Source organism: Mitsuaria sp. TWR114, from assembly GCF_007997345.1.
The window spans coordinates 1-6,851 of the sequence record NZ_VOSR01000435.1; the positions used below are offsets into that span (position 1 = coordinate 1).

Below are 6,851 nucleotides of genomic sequence, written 5' to 3' on the forward strand. Positions count from 1 at the left end.
CGCATGAGCTGCGCTCGCCGCTCTCCCGGCTGCGCACGGAGCTCGAGATCACCCTGCGCCGGCCGCGCGGCGCCGACGAGTATGTCCAGGCGCTGCGCTCGGGGCTGGAGGACGTCGCGCGGCTGACGGCGCTGGTGGAGGAACTGCTGACGCTGGCGCGGCTGGATGCCGGGCAGGACTCGGCGCCGGTCGCACCGGTGGCCATCGGCCCGATCGTCGAGGCCGTCGTGCGGCGCGCCCGGCCCGCGGCCCAGGCACGCGGCATGACGCTGAGCCTGGCGGGCGCTGAGAACCCAGGTGCGGATGCGCTGGAGGCAAACGCGGCGGCCCGCGTGCCGCGCGAACTGCTGATGCTGGTCGCGACCAACCTGGTGGAGAACGCGGTCAAGTACGGCGCCGCCGGCGGCTCGGTGCTGGTCTCGGTGGTCGCGCGGCCGGACGGGACGGAACTGGTCGTCGAGGACGATGGCCCGGGCCTTCCCGCGGAGGAACGCGAGCGCGTGTTCGAGCGCTTCTACCGGGGCGCCGGGGCGCGCGCGGCGGACATCGAAGGCACCGGCCTGGGGCTGGCGCTGTGTGACCTCATCGTGCGCGCCGCCGGCGGTCGCATCGAGGTGGGCGTCTCGCGCTGGGGCGGCGCGCGGTTCTCGGTGCATCTGCCGGCCGGCGACGCCTGAGCGCCGCCGCGCCGGCGCCCGTTCACCCGCTCACATGTCGCGCCCGTTGAAGTGCGTCACCGGAATGCTGTCGAGCTCGATGCCCTCCAGGCAGCGGACGTTGATCGCCGCCATCGCGTTGCCCTTCGGGTCGGTGCCCTCGGCATAGGGATGGATGCCGCACACCGCGCAGAAGCGGTGCTTGATCGCGTGCTTGTTGAACTCGTAGGTGCTGGCCGCCGCCTCGTCGGTCTTCAACCGGAATTGCCCGCGCGGCACGAACCACAGCAGCGAACCCTTGCGCTGGCAGATCGAGCAGTTGCAGGCCATCGCCCCGTCGATCTCACCGTCCACCTCATAGGCCACCCGGCCGCAATGGCAGCTGCCCTGGTACGTCGTCATGTCGTCTCCGCTCGGTTTTATTGAAGCGGCCGACCTTACCTCAGCCGGGCGCGCGCCGCGCGTCACTTGAGCATCAGCTCGACGTCCTGTCCCGGATCACCGCAGCCATCCAGGCGCAGCCGCAGGAAGTCCAGGTCCATATGCAGGTGCTCCACCAGCTCCGGCACCGCGAGCTCCAGCGCGGCGATGCGGTCGGACTGCTGGTCGCAGGCATCGGCGAGCACCTCGGCCAGGTGCAGGATCGCCGCCAGCATCGAGAACGGCCGGATCTCCAGCGGCGCGTTGGCGTCCTTGAAGGCCTCGACCAGGTCAGCCGGGAAGTGCCAGTGCGCCGCCAGCGCCGCCGTCACGTCGGCATGCGTGCAGCCGAAGCGATGCATCTCCAGCGAGAACCGGCTGCCCGGCTCGGCCGCGTGGGCCTCGACGTCGGCGACCTGGTCCGGCTCGCTCATCGCCATCATGAGCTGCCCGGTGCGCAGCATCAGCCCGGCGAGGTAGGCGGTGTCGGCATCGCCCTGCAGCAGCTTGGCCAGCAGGCGCGCGTAGCCGGCGGTGCGCACGCTGTGGCGCCAGAAGCGCTGGCGGTCCAGGCCCTTCACCTCGGGGAAGGTGGCGGAGATGCTGGCCGCCATCGCGAGGTTGCGCAGCGTCTCCAGGCCCAGCGCCATCGCGGCGTCCTGCAGCGTGCCGATCGTGTGGGAGGGGCTGTAGCGCGCGGAGTTGGCCAGCCGCAGCACCTTGGCCGCCAGCGTGGAATCCTTGCCGATCAGCTCGGCGATCTGGCCGAGCGAGACGCCGTCGTCGTCCAGGCTGCGCAAGAGCTTGCGCCCGACTTCAGGCATCACCGGGAGGCTGGCGTGCCCCCCGAGGAAACGCTCCGCGCTGGCGGAAACGGGAGTCGTGGGGGTCATGCTGGCAATCGTCACGGCGGCCTCCTCTGGACGCGACGGCAGGTGGAGGCGAGTCTATGCCGCCCGGCCGCAGCGCGCCAGCGCCAGCAGCGCCACCGGGTCCAGCAGGCCGATGCGGTAGCCCTGCACCGCCAGGATGCCCCGGTCGGCGAGCTGCCGCAGCGCGCGCGACAGCGTCTCCGGCGAGATCGACAGCCGCGCCGCCACGTCGCGCTTGCGCTCGGCCAGCCGCACCTCGGCCGACCCGCCGGCCTGCGCCAGCAGCCAGGCGGCGATGCGCGCGGTCGCGTCCTTCGTGGTCAGCCCGCGCAGCGCGTCCTGCGCCTCACGCAGTTGCGCCGCGCTGGCCCGCAGCAACGCGGCCAGCACCGGCGGCTGCGAGCGCAGCCACAGGGTCGCCGCCGCCATCGGCCACTCCATCACCAGCGCGGTGGCCGAGACGATCCGCGCGTCTTCCACTCCAGCCACTACCTGGACGCCATCGCCGGCCACGGCCAAGCGCGGGCCGGCCAGCGGGCCGCCCGCCACGACCCGCCCTTCGCAGAGCGCCACCATCGCCACCGCCGCGTCCCCGCGGCGGACCGCCAAGTCGCCGGCCCGGCAGCGGCGCACCCGCGCCATGCTGGCCAGCGCGGACCAGTCGTCGGCCTCCAGCAGCACATCGCCGAGCAGTGCGCGCCACGGCACCGGATGGGCGGGACCCGGCATCAAGGCGGCGTTGTGGGCCGCATCGCCTTCCGCGGCGGCGGGCGACGAGACGCCGCGAGCAACGGGCGCGGCGGGATCGGACAGGAAGTCGGCGGTCACGGGGCATTCTCGGAAACCGGGGATGCCGGACTGTCGCGGGACTGGCCGGAAATTGCCATGAGGGAGGTCAACATCCGAGCGATCGGACGCCTCCCGGATCAGCGGATCAGCAGCGCGCGGAAGTCGTTGACGTTGGTCTGCGTCGGACCGGTGATCAGCAGGTCGCCGAGCGCCTCGAAGAGCGCGTAGCCGTTGTTGGCGGCCAGCAGCTCGGCCGGCTTCAGGCCCAGCGCGCGGGCGCGCTGCAGCGTGCTCGGGCTGAGGAAGGCACCGGCGTTGTCCTCCACGCCATCGATGCCGTCGGTGTCCGCGGCCAGGCCCCAGACGCCCTCCTGCCCGTCCAGCGCGATCGCGCAGCCGAGCACGAACTCGCCGGCACGACCGCCGCGCCCGGGCTGCGGCACCAGCGTCACCGTGGTCTCGCCGCCGGAGAGGATCAGGCAGGGCCTGGCGAAGGGCTCGCCATGCCGCGCCACCGAGCGCGCCAGCGCCGCATGCACGCGGCCGACCTCGCGCGACTCGCCCTCGATCTCGTCCGAGAGCACGTGCGCGGTCAGGCCGAGCGCGCGCGCCGCCTCGGCCGCCGCCAGCAGGCTCTGACGCGGCGCGGCGATGATGCGCTGCTCATGACCGTCGAAGCAGGTGTCGCCCGGCTTGGGCGTCTCCCAGTGGCCGCGCTCCAGCGCCTCGACCGCCTGCGGCGGCAGCGTGATGCGATAGCGCCGGCAGATGGCCAGCGCGTCGGCGCAGGTCGTCGCGTCGGGCACGGTCGGGCCGGAGGCGATCACCTGCGGGTCGTCGCCGGGCACGTCGGAAATCATCAGCGTGAGCACCTTGGCCGGCGCGCAGGCGGCGGCCAGCCGGCCGCCCTTGATCGCGCTGAGGTGCTTGCGCACGCAGTTCATCTCGGCGATGTTGGCGCCGCTGGCCAGCAGCGCGCGGTTCACCGCCTGCTTGTCGGCCAGCGTCAGCCCGGGCGCCGGCAAGGGCATCAGCGCCGAGCCGCCCCCGGAGATCAGGCAGATCACCTGGTCGTCGGCGGTCGGCCGGAAATCGCGCACCAACTGCATCATCCGCGCCGCGGCCCGCTCGCCGGCGGCGTCGGGGACCGGGTGCGCGGCCTCGACCATCTCGATGCGCCGCGCTGGTAGTCCGGCGGGATGTGGCCGTAGCGCGTGATGACCAGCCCGCTCATCGGCGCGGACGCGGGCCAGGCCGCCTCCATCGCCTGCGCCATCGAGCCACCGCCCTTGCCCGCGCCGATCACCAGCGTGCGGCCCTTGGGCGGCGGCGGGAGATGGCCGGCGAGGATCTTGCCCGGCAGCGCGCGATCGACCGCGACGCGGTAGAGGTGCTTGAGCAGCGCGCGCGGGTCGTCGAGCAGCGCCCGGGTCCGTGCGTCCGTAGCTTCCGGGGCGTCCGCCGCGTTCGATGACGCCGAGCGCGCCGATGAAGCCGCCGGCGACGAGGACGCGTCGCCGGACGTCAAGGAAGCAGCAGGGCCGGCGGCGCCGGAGGCAGCGGCCCGCGCCGCGTCGGAGGTGGAGCTCATGGGCGCCGATTGTGGGCAGCGGCCGCTCAGCCGGCGTCCGTAGTGCTACCGACCTCGTGGTTGCCCATGACCTCGAGCGCGCGCACCAGCGCCGAGTGGTCCAGCTGGTCCCAGCCCTGCGCCGCGGCGGCCTGCATCAGCTGCGCGGTGCCGGCGGTGTTGGGCAGCGCCAGGTTCATCGCCTTGGCGCTCTGCAGCGCCAGGTTCAGGTCCTTCTGGTGCAGCGCGATGCGGAAGCCCGGGTTGAAGGTGCGCTTGATCATGCGCTCGCCATGGACTTCCAGGATGCGGCTGGAGGCGAAGCCGCCCATCAGCGCCTCGCGCACCTTGGCCGGATCGGCGCCGGCCTTGGAGGCGAAGACCAGCGCCTCGCCGACGGCGGCGATGTTCAGCGCCACGATGATCTGGTTGGCGACCTTGGTCGTCTGGCCGGCGCCCGCGCCGCCGACCCGCGTGATGTTCTTGCCCATCAGCTCGAACAGCGGCTTGATGCGGGCGAAGGTGGCCTCCTCGCCGCCGACCATGATGGACAGCGTGCCGGCCTTGGCGCCGACCTCGCCGCCGGAGACCGGCGCATCCAGCCATTCGGCGCCCAGTGCCTCGATCCGCCGCGCGAAGTCCTTGGTCGCCATCGGCGAGATGGAGCTCATGTCCACGACGGTCTTGCCGGCGCTCAGGCCCGCGGCCACGCCGCCCTCGCCGAACAGCACGCGCTCGACGTCCGGCGTGTCCGGCACCATCGTGAAGATGACGTCGGCGCGCTGCGCGACTTCGGTCGCGCTGGCGCAGACGGTGGCGCCGGCGGCGGTCACTTCCTCGCGGACCTGGCTGCGGGTGTGCACGAACAGCGCATGCCCGCCCTGCGCGAGGCGCACCGCCATGGGCGCGCCCATGATGCCCAGGCCGATGAAGCCGATCTTGATGCTCATGAGGGTCTCTCTCTTTCAGTCCTTGAACTTGTCTCGCAGGGCCTGCGTCGCGGCGCGGAACACGCCCAGGTCGCTGCCGACGGCCACGAAGGTCGCGCCCTGCTCGAGGTAGCGGCGCGCGTCGGCCTCGACCGGCGCGAGGATGCCCACCGGCTTGCCGGCGGCGCGGCAGGCGGCATGGATGCTCGCCATCGCGGCCTGCACCTCCGGATGTTGCGGATGGCCCAGGTGCCCGTAGCCTGCCGCCAGGTCGGAGGGACCGATGAAGACGGCGTCGACGCCCTCGACCGCGGCGATCTGCGCGGCGGCGGCCACGCCGGCCGGGCTCTCGATCTGCACGATCACGGCGATCTGCTCGTTGATGCCCTGGAAGTAGCCGGGCACGGTGCCGTAGCGGTTGTTGCGCTGCGAGACCGACACGCCCCGAATGCCCTGCGGCGGGTAGCGCGTGGCGGCGACCGCGGCGGCGGCCTGCTCGGCGGTCTCGACGAAGGGGATCAGCAGGTTGGAGAAGCCCGCGTCCAGCAGCCGCTTGATCTCGACGGCGTTGTTGCTGCTCGGCCGCACGACCGGCGCGCTGACGCTGTCCTTGAGCGCCATCAGCTGCGGCACGAAGCTGCTGACCTCGTTGGGCGAATGCTCGCCATCGAGCAGCAGCCAGTCGAAGCCGGCCACGCCCAGCACCTCGGTGCTGATCGGGTTGGCCAGCGAGCACCAGCAGCCGATCAGGCGCTCGCCGGCGCGCAGGCGCTGGCGCAGCGTGTTGGGGAAGCTCGAATAGGGCGTGGTCGGCGTCGGCATGGCTGGACTCCTCGGTGCGTCATCAATCGAGCTTGAGCCCGCTCTTGGCCACGACGCCCGCCCACTTCTTGCGCTCGGCATTGAAGAAGGTGTCCATCTCGGCCGCGTTCATCGTGTTGACCTCGGCGCCCTGCGCGGCCAGCCGCGCGCGCACGTCGGGCGAGCGGATGATGCTGATCAGCGCGGCGGACAGCTTGTCGACATGGGCCTTGGGCATGCCGGCCGGGGCCAGGATGCCCTGCCAGGTGCCGGACTCGAAGCCGGTCGCGCCCTGCTCCGCCAGCGTGGGCACGTTGGGCAGCAGCGGCACGCGGGTGGCCTTGCTCACGCCGATGACCTTGAGCTTGTTCTGCTGCACGAAGGGCAGCGTCGCCAGCATGCCGTTCATCAGCACCTGCGTCTGGCCGGCGATCGTGTCGGTGACGGCCTGCGAGCCGCCCTTGTACGGGATGTATTCCCACTTCGCGCCGGTCAGGCTGGCGACCTGGTAGCCGGCCAGGTGCGGCGCGCTTCCCATGGCGGTGACGGCGAAGTCGATCTTGGACTTCTTCGACAGCTCGACCAGTTCCTTCAGGTTGCTGGCCGGCACCGAGGGATGCACCACCAGCATGTGCGGCGAGTAGGCCAGCATCGCCACGCCGCGCAGGTCCTTGGACGGATCGAAGGGCAGCTTGGTGTAGAGCGAGGGGCTGATGGCCAGCGCGCTGACGTCGCACAGCATGACGGTGTAGCCGTCGTTCGCCTTGGCGGTCTGGTCCGCGCCCATGTTGCCGCTGGCGCCGGGCTTGTTCTC

Annotated in this window: 7 protein-coding genes and 1 pseudogene; 1 reads left to right on the forward strand and 7 read right to left on the reverse strand. The window is 72.2% G+C overall.

Annotation, left to right across the window (positions count from 1 at the left end; all coding sequences use genetic code 11):
- Positions 1-677, forward strand: a 677-nt coding sequence (locus FUT87_RS15850; RefSeq protein WP_147241634.1) for a cell wall metabolism sensor histidine kinase WalK, incomplete at its 5' end; no start/stop codon positions are given.
- A gap of 30 nt (positions 678-707) precedes the next feature.
- Here FUT87_RS15850 and FUT87_RS15855 read toward each other — a convergent pair.
- The 7 genes and pseudogenes from FUT87_RS15855 to FUT87_RS15885 form a co-directional block, all read right to left on the reverse strand.
- On the reverse strand, positions 708-1,058 hold the full coding sequence (locus tag FUT87_RS15855) for a GFA family protein (RefSeq protein WP_147241635.1): 351 nt from the start codon (positions 1,056-1,058) through the stop codon (positions 708-710).
- A gap of 62 nt (positions 1,059-1,120) precedes the next feature.
- Positions 1,121-1,969 carry an HDOD domain-containing protein gene (locus FUT87_RS15860; RefSeq protein WP_091721954.1) on the reverse strand — a complete coding sequence of 283 codons (849 nt, stop codon included), beginning with the start codon at positions 1,967-1,969 and terminating at the stop codon, positions 1,121-1,123.
- 54 nt (positions 1,970-2,023) lie between these two features.
- Positions 2,024-2,776 carry a Crp/Fnr family transcriptional regulator gene (locus tag FUT87_RS15865; protein ID WP_147241636.1) on the reverse strand — a complete coding sequence of 251 codons (753 nt, stop codon included), beginning with the start codon at positions 2,774-2,776 and terminating at the stop codon, positions 2,024-2,026.
- Positions 2,777-2,874: 98 nt separating this feature from the next.
- Positions 2,875-4,160, reverse strand: a pseudogene (locus FUT87_RS15870) (glycerate kinase).
- 194 nt (positions 4,161-4,354) lie between these two features.
- On the reverse strand, positions 4,355-5,257 hold the full coding sequence (glxR, locus tag FUT87_RS15875) for a 2-hydroxy-3-oxopropionate reductase (protein WP_091721939.1): 903 nt from the start codon (positions 5,255-5,257) through the stop codon (positions 4,355-4,357).
- Positions 5,258-5,272: 15 nt separating this feature from the next.
- Positions 5,273-6,058, reverse strand: a complete 786-nt coding sequence (gene garL, locus FUT87_RS15880) for a 2-dehydro-3-deoxyglucarate aldolase (protein ID WP_091721935.1) — start codon at positions 6,056-6,058, stop codon at positions 5,273-5,275.
- A gap of 22 nt (positions 6,059-6,080) precedes the next feature.
- A partial coding sequence (locus FUT87_RS15885; RefSeq protein WP_147241637.1) for a tripartite tricarboxylate transporter substrate binding protein occupies positions 6,081-6,851 on the reverse strand: 771 nt, incomplete at its 5' end.

What these genes read in the sequence shown, in the direction of transcription:
- FUT87_RS15860 (WP_091721954.1), bottom strand. Translation starts at nt 1,969, where the DNA reads ATGACCCCCACGACTCCCGTTTCCGCCAGCGCGGAGCGTTTCCTCGGG.
- garL (WP_091721935.1), bottom strand. Translation starts at nt 6,058, where the DNA reads ATGCCGACGCCGACCACGCCCTATTCGAGCTTCCCCAACACGCTGCGC.
- FUT87_RS15855 (WP_147241635.1), bottom strand. Translation starts at nt 1,058, where the DNA reads ATGACGACGTACCAGGGCAGCTGCCATTGCGGCCGGGTGGCCTATGAG.
- glxR (WP_091721939.1), bottom strand. Translation starts at nt 5,257, where the DNA reads ATGAGCATCAAGATCGGCTTCATCGGCCTGGGCATCATGGGCGCGCCC.